This is a genomic window from Agrobacterium sp. Ap1 (assembly GCF_017313375.1).
Lineage (GTDB): Bacteria > Pseudomonadota > Alphaproteobacteria > Rhizobiales > Rhizobiaceae > Neorhizobium > Neorhizobium cellulosilyticum.
The window spans coordinates 640,027-653,706 of the sequence record NZ_JAFLMY010000001.1; the positions used below are offsets into that span (position 1 = coordinate 640,027).

Annotated in this window: 11 protein-coding genes; 5 read left to right on the forward strand and 6 right to left on the reverse strand. The window is 57.3% G+C overall.

Annotated elements, in window-relative coordinates; genetic code table 11:
* Positions 1 to 35: 35 nt before the first annotated feature.
* The 5 genes from btsR to JZX87_RS02975 all read right to left on the reverse strand — a co-directional run bounded on the left by btsR (position 36) and on the right by JZX87_RS02975 (position 6,241).
* Entirely contained in the window at positions 36 to 752 is a 717-nt protein-coding gene (gene btsR, locus JZX87_RS02955; protein ID WP_148145169.1) for a two-component system response regulator BtsR, read from the reverse strand.
* 279 nt (positions 753 to 1,031) lie between these two features.
* Entirely contained in the window at positions 1,032 to 2,549 is a 1,518-nt protein-coding gene (locus tag JZX87_RS02960) for a UxaA family hydrolase (protein ID WP_206823718.1), read from the reverse strand.
* A 114-nt stretch (positions 2,550 to 2,663) separates the two neighbouring features.
* Positions 2,664 to 3,374, reverse strand: a complete 711-nt coding sequence (locus JZX87_RS02965; protein ID WP_148145172.1) for a GntR family transcriptional regulator — start codon at positions 3,372 to 3,374, stop codon at positions 2,664 to 2,666.
* A 112-nt stretch (positions 3,375 to 3,486) separates the two neighbouring features.
* Positions 3,487 to 4,677: a mannonate dehydratase gene (gene uxuA / locus JZX87_RS02970; protein ID WP_148145173.1), complete on the reverse strand. Its 1,191-nt coding sequence runs from the start codon at positions 4,675 to 4,677 to the stop codon at positions 3,487 to 3,489.
* 46 nt (positions 4,678 to 4,723) lie between these two features.
* Positions 4,724 to 6,241, reverse strand: coding sequence for a mannitol dehydrogenase family protein (locus JZX87_RS02975; RefSeq protein ID WP_206823720.1), 1,518 nt, complete (start codon positions 6,239 to 6,241; stop codon positions 4,724 to 4,726).
* 976 nt (positions 6,242 to 7,217) lie between these two features.
* Here JZX87_RS02975 and uxaC point away from each other — a divergent pair.
* From uxaC to JZX87_RS02995, 4 genes are all read left to right on the forward strand, one after another.
* Complete coding sequence (uxaC, locus tag JZX87_RS02980) at positions 7,218 to 8,627, forward strand: glucuronate isomerase (RefSeq protein WP_206823725.1); 1,410 nt, start codon at positions 7,218 to 7,220, stop codon at positions 8,625 to 8,627.
* Positions 8,628 to 8,768: 141 nt separating this feature from the next.
* Entirely contained in the window at positions 8,769 to 9,755 is a 987-nt protein-coding gene (locus JZX87_RS02985) for a TRAP transporter substrate-binding protein (protein ID WP_286194057.1), read from the forward strand.
* 155 nt (positions 9,756 to 9,910) lie between these two features.
* Positions 9,911 to 10,450 carry a TRAP transporter small permease gene (locus JZX87_RS02990; RefSeq protein WP_148145177.1) on the forward strand — a complete coding sequence of 180 codons (540 nt, stop codon included), beginning with the start codon at positions 9,911 to 9,913 and terminating at the stop codon, positions 10,448 to 10,450.
* Entirely contained in the window at positions 10,441 to 11,724 is a 1,284-nt protein-coding gene (locus JZX87_RS02995; protein ID WP_148145178.1) for a TRAP transporter large permease, read from the forward strand. Before JZX87_RS02990 ends, JZX87_RS02995 begins: the two co-directional genes overlap by 10 nt.
* 176 nt (positions 11,725 to 11,900) lie before the next feature.
* Here JZX87_RS02995 and JZX87_RS03000 read toward each other — a convergent pair whose 3' ends face one another.
* Positions 11,901 to 12,239 (reverse strand): cupin domain-containing protein, encoded by a 339-nt coding sequence (locus JZX87_RS03000; protein WP_206823726.1) that lies wholly within the window; start codon positions 12,237 to 12,239, stop codon positions 11,901 to 11,903.
* A gap of 343 nt (positions 12,240 to 12,582) precedes the next feature.
* On the opposite strand from JZX87_RS03000, the gene JZX87_RS03005 reads away from it, so the two are divergent.
* A complete protein-coding gene (locus JZX87_RS03005) occupies positions 12,583 to 13,680 on the forward strand; it encodes an ABC transporter ATP-binding protein (protein ID WP_206823727.1) in 1,098 nt (365 codons plus the stop codon).

Genomic DNA, 13,680 nt, shown 5'->3' on the forward strand with positions numbered 1-13,680 from the left:
AGATGCATAATATAAAGTGTCGGGGATCGTCGGCGTCAGAGGATGCCGAGCTGTTCCTTCAGCGGCCCGAGAAACCGCCGGCTGACAGGAATGGAGCGCCCACCAAGGGTCAGGATATTGGCAACGCCGTTTTCGCCAAGCGCGATATCCTTGATATGCTCCGGATTGACCATGTACTGGCGATGACAGCGGATAAGCCGCGTCCGCTCCTCCAGCGTCCGAAGGGTCAATTCGGTGAAATGCTCATGCCCGTCATTGCCGAGCACATAGATACCGCCGGGCTTTGAGAAAATCGCCTCGACCTCTTCGAGCTTCATCAGCCGTATCCGGTTAAGGCCGGTGCACGGGATATGGCGCAGCGGCGGCGCAACATCGAGCAGCTTTTCCCGCTGGTCCGAAGTCGTCTTGCGAAGACGCGCCAGCGTCTTCTGCAGCCGCTCCTCCTGGATCGGCTTCAACAGGTAATCGAAGGCATTCTCCTCGAAGGCCCGCACCGCATATTCCTCATAGGCGGTGAGAAACACGACACGCGGCATCCTTTCGGGATCGATCATCCTGAGCATTTCCAGCCCGGTGACCTGCGGCATGTGAATGTCGAGAAACATGATCTCCGGCGACAGCCGGTTGATCGCCGCAATCCCTTCGATCGCATTGGCGCATTCGCCGACGATTTCGATATCGCTCTCTTCCGCGATGAGCGATTTCAGCTCGTCGCGTGCCAGGGTTTCGTCGTCTACGATCAGAACTCTCATGCGCTCAAATCATCCAGCGGGAAAGAACATGCTCTTAACTGACACCGCCGGTGTACGGAATGTCGCAGCAAAGTCGTAATCGGCCGCAAGCATGTCAACCTTGCGGCAGATCAACGACCGGCGATCCGCCAAAGCCTGTCCAAAAACCACCATGCCTCCGCTTGTCGGCAGGAAACGGAAAATGGCCCGATGAAATGAACACCGAGCCATTCAATTCACCAGTAGCAACGGGCGGCGTTGTTTTTGAGAACCACCACCTCTGCCGGCCTGATAAAACCGTTACATCACGGCGCCGATCTGCCACGGCACGAATTCCGCACCGCCATAACCCAGCTCCTCGCTCTTGGTCTGTTCGCCCGATGCAACCCGGATGATCAGCTCGAAAAGCTCCTTGCCCTTTTCCTCGATCGTCACCCCTTGCGTGACGATATCGCCGCAGTTGAGGTCCATGTCGTCCTTCATCCGCTCATACATCTCGGAATTGGTCGAGATCTTGATGCAGGGTGTAGGCTTGTAGCCGGAAACCGAACCGCGACCGGTGGTGAAGACGATCAGGTTGGCACCCGATGCGACCTGTCCGGTCACCGAGCACGGATCGAAACCGGGGCTGTCCATGAACACGAAGCCCTTGCGGTCGATCTTCTCGCCGAACTTGTAGACACCGAGCAACGGCGCCGTACCGCCCTTGGCGACAGCACCGAGCGATTTTTCAAGGATCGTCGTCAACCCGCCCTTCTTGTTGCCGGGGGATGGATTGTTGTCCATCTCACCGCCGTTGCGGGCGCAATAGTCTTCCCACCACTTCAGCCGCTCGATCAGCTTGTTGCCGATCTCCGCCGTTTCGGCTCGGCGCGTAAGAAGATGTTCGGCGCCATAGACTTCGGACGTCTCGGACAGAATGGTCGTACCGCCATGCCGGACCAGAAGATCCGAGGCATAACCGAGCGCCGGGTTGGCGGTAATACCCGAGTAGCCGTCCGAACCGCCGCACTGCATGCCGATGGTGATTTCCGAAACCGGAGCAGGCGTGCGCGTCGTGCGATTGGCGAACTCGGCAACACCGCGCAATTCTTCCAGACCTCTTTCGATCGTCTTGCGCGTACCGCCTTCCTGCTGGATCGTCATGTAACGCAGCATACCGTCCTGGCGGATGCGACGGCCACCGACCAGATCCGGGATCTGCATCACTTCACAGCCGAGACCGACAAGAAGGATGCCGCCGAAATTGGGGTTCTGCGCATAACCGGAAAGCGTGCGAAACAGCGTGGCATAGCCCTCTCCGTCTGTGGACATGCCGCAACCCGTGCCATGCGAGATCGGCACGATACCGTCGACGTTCGGAAACGCATCAAGAAAACCCGATTTCTCGGCCGCTTCCGTGATGAAACGGGCGACCGAACCGGAACAGTTAACCGTGGTCAGGATACCGATATAGTTGCGGGTGCCAACCTTGCCGTCCGCCCGCTTGTAACCCATGAACGTCCGCGCTTCGGTGACAGCCGGCAAAGGCGTGTTGGCGCTGGCGAACGCGTAATCCTGCGCATGCTCGCCCATGCCCAGGTTGTGGACATGAATATGATCGCCGGCGGCGATGTCGACCTTGGCCTGGCCGATGATCTGTCCGTAGCGCAATACATTGCCGCCGGCGGGAATTGCAGCGGTCGCAATCTTGTGTCCGCGTGCAATGGCCTGGCCGGTCGCGACACCGCTTGTCGTCAGGATGTCGCCAGCTTTGAGATCGCGCAATGCGATCTCGATATTGTCGGCGGGATGAAGGCAAATGCTGTTCTTGATCATAGCTATCTTTCTCCTGATCCGGCTTCCATGCCGGGTGCATTGCCGGCCGGTCTCCAGGCCATGCATCGAAGTCTTTGAATTGTCGCCTGCCTCAGCCTTCAGGCTGAGATTGCATCAGGCGTCCTGTGCTGCCGAATTACCTCTGCCACCGCGCTTGCGGGACGGCAGGCGAGGCCGGGGATCGTCCAGCCCGAGGCCGTCGAGATGCCCGAAAACGGTTCTAAGGTGAGAACGCATGTGGGCCACCGTAACATCGACATCACCTGCAATCATCGCGTCTGCGATCATCTGGTGTTCGATCAGGGTGACGGCCATCCGGTCGCTGTCCTGCGTCGTCAGATATCGCACGCGATCAAGCTGTGTCTTGGCCCGCAAGATCGCATTCCACGCACCCGCATAGCCGCTGAGTTCGGCGATGAGGGAATGGAAGACGTTGTCGAGCCTGTAGAACGCGTCACCGTTTCCGACCACTGCAGCCTGCTCTCGCAAGTTGGCACGAATGCGTTCGCGCCCATCGTCATCCATGCGTTTGATCGCATCCTCGACAAGTGCGCATTCCAGCTTCTCGCGAATATACTGCCCAACAGTGACGGCTTCGAGCGAAATCGGCGCAACGAACGTCCCGAAATGCGGATAGATAACGACCAGCTCTTCTTCGGCAAGCTTGATAAGTGCCTCGCGCACGGGCGTCCGGCTCACTTCCAGCTGCTGGCAAAGGTCTGCCTCGGACAAGGGGGCGTCCGGAGCAAGACGGCCGCATACGATATCTTCCCGGATCTTGTCGAACACCTGGCTCGTCAAACGGGAACGGCTGCGATCCACCATTCAGTCACTCATCTTCTTTGTTGCAGTCAGGGCGAGTTATCCTCTTTTGCGAGATTTCCGACGTATCGGCAACATTGATGCCGTTGCAGGCTGCGAAACTATACTCTGTCTGTTATGCCACGCGCCCCTCCCTGAAAGCCTGCACGGTCTGCATGACGCCCCGAAGCTCGGCCAATCCCTTGAGACGGCCGACAAAAGAGTAACCGGGATTGGATTTCTGGCCGATATCGTCACCCAGGAGATGTCCGTGATCAGGGCGCATCGGAATCTGCGGCACCGGATGACCAATCGAAGCACGACGGTCTTCTTCCGCCATCAGAGCCGCCGTCACTGCAACGAGATCCGTATCGCCGCCGAGATGATCCGCCTCGTAGAATGATCCATCCGGCTCGCGGGTCGTATTGCGCAAATGAGCAAAATGGATGCGCGGCGCGAATTCCTTCGTCATGGCCACCAGATCATTCTTCGGGTTGGACCCGAAAGAGCCGGTGCACAAAGTCAGGCCGCAAGCATCCTGGGGAACGCCTCTGAATAACGCGCGCACATCATCCGCAGTGGACAGAACACGCGGAAGACCAAAAATCGGGAAAGCCGGATCGTCGGGATGGATGCACAGCCGTGCGCCTTCCTCTTCCGCCACCGGCGTGATCTCACGCAGGAATTCGATCAGATTGGCGCGAAGATCCTCGACCCCGATCTGCTGATAGAGTTCGAGCATCTCCTTGAACGTCGAGCGCGTATAGGCAAAGTCGCGCGCCGGCAGCCAGTCGATAAGGTTACGTTCCAGTTCCGAAATCTTCGCCTCGTCCATGGCCTCGAACCGAGCCTTGGCGGCAGCGAATTGTTCAGCCGAATAGGATGCCTCGGCCCCGGTTCGGCCAAGAACGAAGAGATCATAGGCGGCAAAATCGACGCTGTCGTAACGAAGCGCATAACCGCCATTCGGCAGCCGGTACATCAGATTGGTACGGCTCCAGTCGGTGATCACCATGAAATTGTAGCAGATTACCTTCACGCCGGAACGGGCGACATTGCGGATCGATTGCTTGTAGTTGTCGATCTTCTCCCGGTAATTGCCGCTGCGGGTCTTGATCTCTTCACCGACCCCGATGCTTTCCACTACCGACCACGTCAGGCCCGCGGCCTCGACTTCGGCCTTGCGCTTGGCGATTTCGTCAGACGGCCAGACGCCACCCTGGTTCATGTGATGAAGAGCAGTGACGATGCCGGTTGCACCCGCCTGGCGAATCTTTTCCAGGCTCACCGGATCATCCGGGCCGAACCAACGCCATGTCTGTTCCATTTGGTATTCTCCTACCCTAATTATGTATCGCCCCAAGCTGCACGCTTCAGGCTTCAGCTTCGCCCAGGAAAGCTCTCAGGGTTTTGTGGACCCCACGGCTCATCAGGCTCGATAAATGTTTGGTGACTTCGGCTCGGAAATGCGCATTGGCGGGCAGCACGTCTCCAAAGATTTCGCGAATGTCGAAAAGGGCATTGGCCAGCTTGACGGCATCAGCGCCGGCATCCTTGGCAATGCTTGTCAACCGCGCCGCATGCGGATCGGTGACGACATAATCCAGTCCGAGCTCATTCCTGCCCGACAGAAACTTCATCCACGCCGCAACGGTCAGCGGAATGACCTTCGGCTCTCGACCGGAAGAATAAAGTTCGACGGCGGCTTCCAGCAGTCGCGGCGGAAGCTTTTGCGATCCATCCCAGGAAATCTGCAGGGTTAGATGGCGTACGCCCGTATTACGGAACCGTGCTTCAAGGTCATGGGTGTAAGCCACGACATCGGTCCCCGGAACCGGCGGCAGGGTGCGGATCAGATCCTCGTCCCACAATCGGCGGATCACCTTGGGCAGATCCTCGTCTATCATGGCGTCAGCGATCGCTTCGATACCGGCGATCACCGAGAGATAGGCAAGCGTCGAATGAGACCCGTTGAGGCAGCGCAGCTTCATCAACTCATAGGGCAGAACATCCTCGGCCATGATTGCACCGGCTCTTTCCCAATCCGGTCTTCCCAGCGGAAAATGATCCTCCACGACCCACTGGCGGAAAGGCTCGGTAACAACCGGCCAAGCATCCACGATCCCAAGACCATTCGCGACCTTCTGCCGATCGGCGTCCTGCGTAGCGGGCGTGATCCGGTCAACCATCGTGCAAGGAAAGGCAACGTTCTGCGAGATGAACTGCCCCAGCTCTTCATCGCGGAGCGAGGCAAAGCGGGTTACCGCGTTGCAAACTTTGATTCCATTCTGGGCCAGATTATCACAAACCAGAACCGTAAAAGGCGCCTGCCCTGCCGCACGCCGCAGGCGAAGCGCTTCAGTCAGGAAGCCGGGAACACTTTGCGGATTTGTGGGATTGGCGAGATCCGCAACGACTGCCGGATGTGTTTCATCAAGGCCGCCGGTCGCACCGTCCAGGCAATATCCCTTTTCCGTGACCGTCAGCGTCACGATACGAATCTCCGGCCTGCAGAGCAGCTCGAAAACTTCGGACTTTTGCTCCGCCGTCACCATGACATCGAGGACGGACCCGATGATACGCAGCACATCCGTGTCATTGTCACGGCTTAGCAGCGTGTAAAGTCCATCCTGTGGTTTCAGGGCGTCCCGCATGGCGGGCGACATGAGGCACACTCCGATAATACCCCAGTCCGTCGCCCCGGCCTGCAGAACGTCATCCGTGTAGACCATGGCATGGGCACGGCAGAAAGCTCCAAGACCGATATGCACGATGCCGGGGGAGACCGCCTCGCGGTCATAGGTCGGACGCTCGACTGCATCCGGAAGGCCGGCCAGCGCGGCATTGCCCAGACGTTTCGGGACAACATCATTCCTCAAATCGCTAGTCATGAAAAATCCTCGGATATCTCAGGAGGAGATACGGGGCGTCAAACGTAACTCAATGTCTTTCGGCAGTCTTTGCAGGCACAATAAAGCCTCGGGTTTTCCGTCTCAAAATTACACTTTTTACGTGTATCTCATGTAACAGACAAATCGGCCGACTACACGGCACGACGCCCCTGCAAGCTTCGACCTTCACTCAAAATGAACCAATGAATAACGAGCCATCGTGACCTGACACCGTACCGAACGAAGCACGGCAGCAACCACTATCTTCTCGCTGACCATGCCGATGGTCAGCCGATGCATATGCCGGTGGACCAGGCCTCAAAACCAGCAGCTTCTATATTTTCTGACCTCGAAATCCATGCACTACCGTAGTCGCACCAGCCGCGTTTCCTCATCCTCGATCCTCACTACCATATACGTATACTACCATATGGGTGAACTTGAATAGCAAAATTCATAACGAGCGTGCGACATTTTGAAAGGCGCCCTGAAATTGACATTTGTCACGGGCTGCGAGATTTAATTATAATTATCAATTAGATGTATAAAATTGCCGTTCGCTGCCGCCTGGTTTTTCATGGGACCGAGGCGAAAGCCACCTCAACACCTATCCAATTCGCCAAATGATGTTTCCGCGAACCAGCTGTGAAAAAATCCCCTCAACTCGAATTTCCGAACGCAGGAAAATCAATCTCCGGCCCCAGGAAAAAGCTGCGACACCTTCGACTGGACACAACAAGTACCTGCGACAATTTCGCACACCCAATCTGGCATGAAACCGATTTTCGCGATTTTTTAGACACTGCCGATAGGGATTTTATGACCATGATTCAATGCGGATTTCCCGCAAAAAAGACGTTCGCAAGAATTGACGAAAATCAAGAAATGCGACCTCTACATTGCTGCAACGAGATCATTGACATCCCAATTCACAGCAATCTAGCGTTGATGTTGTCGAAAGGAGGTCGGCTCCCCAATGAAATCACTTATACATTCTGACGTTTTATTTCCGGCCGAAAACAGTATTCGCTCTATTGCTCAAGCACTTTACAAAACTGTCTCGGATCTTCCGATCATAAGCCCTCATGGCCATACCGATCCCAAATGGTATGCACTGGATGAACCATTTCCGGATCCGGCTCAGCTTCTGATCGTTCCGGATCATTACATTTTCCGGATGCTCTTCAGCCAGGGTATCCGCCTCGAGGATCTTGGCGTACGCCGCCTCGACGGCTCGACCGTGGAAACCGATGGTCGCCGGATCTGGCGGCTTTTCGCTGAAAACTATTATCTTTTCCGCGGTACGCCGACGCGTCAGTGGATGGACTTCGTCCTTTCCAACCTGTTTGGCATCGATGAACCGCTCACGGCAAAGACTGCGGACAAGAGCTACGACCAGATCGCCGAGAAACTCGCCCTGCCGGAATATCGGCCTCGTGCACTCTTCAAGCGGTTCAACATCGAAGTCATCGCGACCACCGAAGGCGCTCTCGACGACCTCCGCTGGCACAAGGCGATCCGCGACAGCGGCTGGGATGGGCGTGTGGTTACCGCCTATCGGCCTGATGCCGTGGTCGACCCGGACTTCGAGGGCTTCTCCGCCAATCTCGACCAGCTGGGCGACATGACGGGTGAGGACACTGGTTCGTGGACGGGCTATCTCGCCGCTCACCGGAAACGCCGTGCCTATTTCAAGTCCTTCGGCGCTACGTCGTCGGACCATGGTCACGCTACAGCCGATACCGCCAACCTGTCGGACCAGGAAGCTGCAGCGCTGTTCAACCGGATCCGCGCGGGCAAATCCGATGCGGATGATCACAAGCTGTTCCGCGGCCAGATGCTGACGGAAATGGCGAAGATGAGCCTGGATGACGGGCTTGTGCTGCAGATCCATCCGGGTTCAAGGCGCAACCATTCGCCGACCGTGTTCGCCAATCATGGCCGCGACATGGGCTTCGATATTCCGGGCCGCACCGACTATGTCAGCGCCCTGAAGCCGTTGCTCGATGCCGTCGGCGCGGAGCGCGACCTGACTGTCGTGCTCTTCACGCTCGACGAAACGTCCTATGCCCGCGAACTGGCTCCGCTTGCAGGCGCTTATCCGGCACTCCGGCTCGGCCCCGCATGGTGGTTCCACGACAGCCCGGAAGGCATGCGGCGCTTCCGCGAGATGACCACCGAAACCGCCGGTTTCTACAACACGGTCGGCTTCAACGACGATACGCGCGCCTTCCCGTCCATACCGGCGCGCCACGACGTTGCTCGACGGGTCGATTGCGCCTTCCTGGCGCGACTCGTCAGCGAACACAGGCTCAGGGAAGAAGAAGCTTTCGAGCTTGCCACGGAGCTTGCCTATACGCTTGCAAAAAAGGCGTATCGGCTATGACCGACGCCTGAGGCGTCGGCTTGAGGAGACTATCAAAACTGGCTTCCGGAAAACCGGAAATGGAGCATCAGCCTCATTTCCGGCACCGGGTCCGGCTGGCCGGATTTCTGATCAAATCATTTATTAATGGAGGAAATACAAATGAAACGAACTTTAAAGGCGATCCGCACGATGCTCCTTGCTGCCGGCGCAGCAGGTGTCCTTCTTGCATCTCCGGCCATGTCCCGCGACTTCAGGTCGGCCGACATTCATCCGAATGACTATCCGACAGTTCAGGGCGCCATGTATATGGGCAAGATCCTGTCCGAGCGCACCAACGGTCGCCTCGGCGTCAAGGTCTTCCCGAACGGCGCACTGGGTGACGAACGCGGCACCATCGAACAGCTGCGCATCGGCGGCCTCGACATGCTGCGCATCAGCGCCGCCGTGGTCAACAATATGGTGCCGGAAACCATCGTCATCTCGATGCCTTTCATCTTCCGCTCGACGGCCCATGAACGCGCCGTGCTTGATGGCCCGATCGGTGAACAAGTCCTGAAGGCACTTGAGAAGCAGGGCATGGTCGGCCTTGCCTTCTACGACAGCGGCGCACGCTCGATGTACACCAAAAAGCCGATCAAAACGCTTGCCGACCTTCACAACATGAAGATCCGCGTCCAGCAGTCCGACATGTTCGTCGCAATGGTTCAGGCTCTCGGTGCCAACGCAACGCCGATGCCGATGGGCGAAGTCTATACCGGCCTGAAGACCGGCATCATCGATGCCGCCGAGAACAACTACCCGTCCTATGAATCGTCCCACCATTACGAAGCAGCCAAGTATTACACCCGTACCGAACATGCCATGGTGCCGGAACTGCTGCTCTTCTCCAAGCCGATTTGGGACAAGCTGCCGCCGGAAGACCAGGCTCTGATCCGCCAGGCAGCCAAGGACTCGGTGGTTGAACAGCGCCGTCTCTGGGATGCACGCGAAGCCACTTCGAAGGAAATTGTCGAAAAGGCCGGCAGCATTATCGAGGACGTCAATGATAAGCAGGAATTCGTCGATGCGATGAAGCCTGTCTACGACCAGTTCGCCAAGACGCCGGAACTTCAGGACCTCGTCAAGCGGATCCAGGCAACCAAGTAAACCATGAAGGAAGCAGCTTCAGACCGGAGCTGCTTCCTCCTCCAAAGCCTGCACGCCGGATAAGAGGCGCCGGGCACTACAAACCTCAAGACACCGCGCATCGTACATTCCGAAGACCGAGCCAGGTATTCGGGCGGGTGCGCCCGGGGGATAATATGAACACTCACAGCAAATCTGAAGCCGCTCATCCACCTGCGATGACTGGCTGGCTGACGAGCATCAACGCACCGCTTGCCAAGATCGGCATGATCCTGGCCATTTCCGGTCTGCTGACGCTTGTGGCCGTCGTTTTTTACCAGGTCTTCGGCCGTTACGTGCTGAACGACTCGCCCAGCTGGACGGAAAACCTCGCAATCGTCCTCATTCTCTATGTCACCATGATCGGGGCCGCCGTTGGCGTTCGCGATGCCGGTCACATTGCTCTCGATTCGTTGACCGTTCTCCTGCCGCAATATATGCAGCGTTATGTAGAGCTGGTCATCTACATCGCCATCTGCCTGTTCGGTGCCGCCATGGCCTATAATGGCTGGATCCTCGGCTGGTCGGTCGCTCCCTACCTGATGCCCAATCTCCATGTGACGGAAGCCGTGCGCTACATTCCGCTCGCGGTCTCGGGCGTCCTGATCATCATGTTTTCAATCGAACATATCCTGGCCATTTTCCGTAAGGCGGAGGTCGTACCGTCATGGCACTAACCATTCTTTGTATCACTTTTGTCGGCTTCCTCATTGCGGGGATCCCGGTTGCGTTCGCGATCGGTCTGTCGGCGCTTTGCACCATTCTTTATGAAGGTCTTCCGATCGCCGTCGGCTTCCAGCAGATGATGGCGGGCATGAACGTATTTTCGTTTCTCGCCATTCCTTTCTTCATTTTCTCCGGTGAATTGATGCTGCATGGCGGCGTTGCCGACAAGATCGTCAATGCAGCCAAGGCCATGGTCGGCCATGTTCGCGGCGGCCTCGGCATGTCGAACGTCGTTGCCTGCACCCTCTTCGGCGGTGTCGCCGGCTCCCCCGTTGCCGACGTGTCGGCCATGGGCGCCGTCATGATCCCGATGATGAAGAAGGAAGGTTATGACGCCGACTACGCGGTCAACGTCACGACGCACGCCGCTCTGGTTGGCGCGCTGATGCCGACCAGCCATAACATGATCATCTATGCACTGGCCGCCAGCGGCAAGGCATCGATCGGCGCCCTCATCGCCGCCGGCATCATGCCTGCCCTGCTTCTGATGGTCTGTAACCTCGGTGCGGCCTATTACGTGGCAAGAAAACGCGGCTACCCGGCAGGCACCTTCCCCGGCTGGCACATCGTCATGCGCTCGCTCGCTGCAGCAGCACCTGGCATGTTGATCGTGGTGATCATCCTCGGCGGTATCATCTCGGGCATCTTCACCGCGACGGAATCTGCGTCCATCGCCGTGATCTACACGATGCTTCTGACCTTCTTCATCTATCGCACGATGACCTGGGAAGCATTCCTTGCGGCAGCAGCCAAGACGGTCAAGACGACCGGTATCGTCCTGCTGCTGATCGGCGTGTCGACCATGTTCCAGTATCTCATGGGTCTTTACGGCGTTGCCGATATGACCGGTGAGCTGATGAGCCACATTTCGACCAACCCGATCGTCATCTTCCTGATGATCAACATCATCCTGTTCCTGCTCGGCACGTTCATGGACATGGCCTCGACCATCCTGATCTGCACGCCGATCTTCCTGCCGATTGCCATGCAATACGGCATGGACCCGGTACAGTTCGGCATGGTGATGCTGCTCAACTGCGCACTTGGCCTCAACACGCCGCCGGTCGGCACCACGCAGTTCATCGGCTGCGCCATCGGTGAAATCTCGGTCGGCGAAGTCATGAAGTCCATTCTGCCTTTCTACAGCGCACTCTTCCTGGCCATGGCATTGGTCACCTATGTGCCGATGTTCTCCATGTGGCTGCCACGCCTGCTGATGCACTAAAAGAAACAGCCCGCAGCTCGAAAATCCAGCGCCCGGCTTCCACCGGGCGCTTTTTCGTTCAATCTGGTCCCGACTGGGGCGCTCGTGAAGGCTCACACATCACCGCAAAACAAAAGCCGGCCGCAACGATGCGACCGGCTTTTATTGGCTTCAACCGCAACCGCGGCCGAGAAACATTACTTCAGAAATTCGGCACGATGCGGGTTGAAAACGTCGATCAAACGACCGGCCTCCAGCGCCTTGACGCCATGGACCAAATCCGGCGGCACGATGAAGCTGCCGCCCTTGTTCAGCACCTCCGTCCGACCATCGATCGTGACTTCGAAACTGCCCTCTGCGACATAGCTTGCCTGGATATGCGGATGAGAATGTTTCGAGCCGATCGCCCCCTTCTCGAACACAACCTCCACCATCATCATCTCCGGCAGATAGGTCATGATACGGCGCCTAACGCCGGGCTCCGGGTTTACCCAATCGGCGTTGTCCGCCGAAACAAAAAAATCGCTCGCTACCATTATTGTCCTCACCTGAAAATGCACTTTTGCCTTGCGATAATACATGTCGCAGAGCATACAACAACCGCTACCCCGACTAGAAATGACGAAACACAAGCCATTGTTTTAATATGGCTATATCGGTTTCCATCGATCTCGCGCTCGCGTCTTTCAAGCCATCTCCCGCAGACCTCTCTCATTTCTATCGCACAGAAAGATCGGCCGATTTCCAACTCGCGTCCGACCGCTGGCATGGGGTTTGCTTGATTATTTCCCGAGTGTCGCAAACGCGGCTTGCCCGCGACAATTTGACATGAAATGCTGTCTGGAGTTGCAATGACGAGCAACGAGATGTGAGGCGTGCTTGAGAAAACAGCAGGAACTTGCAATCGAAGTCAGGGGCGTGGGCCGTGTTTATGGTGACGGCGCCGGTCAGGTCACCGCCCTCAGCAACATTTTCCTGAATATAAGGCAAAACGAGTTTTTCACCCTTCTGGGACCATCGGGCTGCGGCAAGACAACGCTTCTGCGGCTGATCGCCGGCTTCGACTTTCCGACAGACGGCGAAATCCTGCTTTACGGTGAGGACATAGCCCCGCTGCCGCCCTTCAAGCGCCCAGTCAACACGGTCTTCCAGAACTACGCTCTCTTTCCGCATATGACGGTTGCACAGAATATCGGTTTCGGGCTGGAAATGCTGGGCAAGCCAAAGCACGAGATCGCCGCTCGCGTCGAAGAAATGCTGGCGCTGGTTCACATGGAAGCGATGCGTAACCGCAAGGTCATGCAGATTTCCGGTGGCCAGCAGCAGCGCGTGGCGCTTGCCCGCGCGCTCGCCCCCAAACCGAAGGTCCTGCTTCTCGACGAGCCATTGTCGGCACTCGACTACAAGCTGCGCAAGGAAATGCAGGTCGAGCTGAAGCGGGTACAGGCAGAAACCGGCATCACCTTCATCTTCGTCACTCACGATCAGGAAGAAGCGCTCGCCATGTCCGACCGGATTGCCGTCATGTCCCATGGCGAAGTCCGGCAGGTCGGGGCGCCCTGGGAAATCTATGATCGCCCGGCAGAACGCTTCGTCGCCGACTTCATAGGAGAGACTAACTTCCTCGTCGCCGACGTGATTTCCATCGATGGCCCTAGGACCAGAGTTCGCCTGTTCAATGGCAGCCTGCTGGACGCCACCTACCCGGTGGACCTCATGCCGGAAGGTAAGGTGACGATCGTCATTCGGCCCGAACATGCGCAGCTCGACACACCGTCCAGCACGGCAATGCTCAATGGCCAAATCGAAGATCTCACCTATCTCGGCACCGACACCCATATCCGCGTCAGGCTGCCCGACACATCGCTCTTCAGCATAAGACAGCAGAACAATCGGGTCGGGCCGATCGGCTTTTCCGCCGGCGACCCCGTGTCCCTGAATATCAGCGAAGGCGCAGCACAGATCCTGAAGGATTGA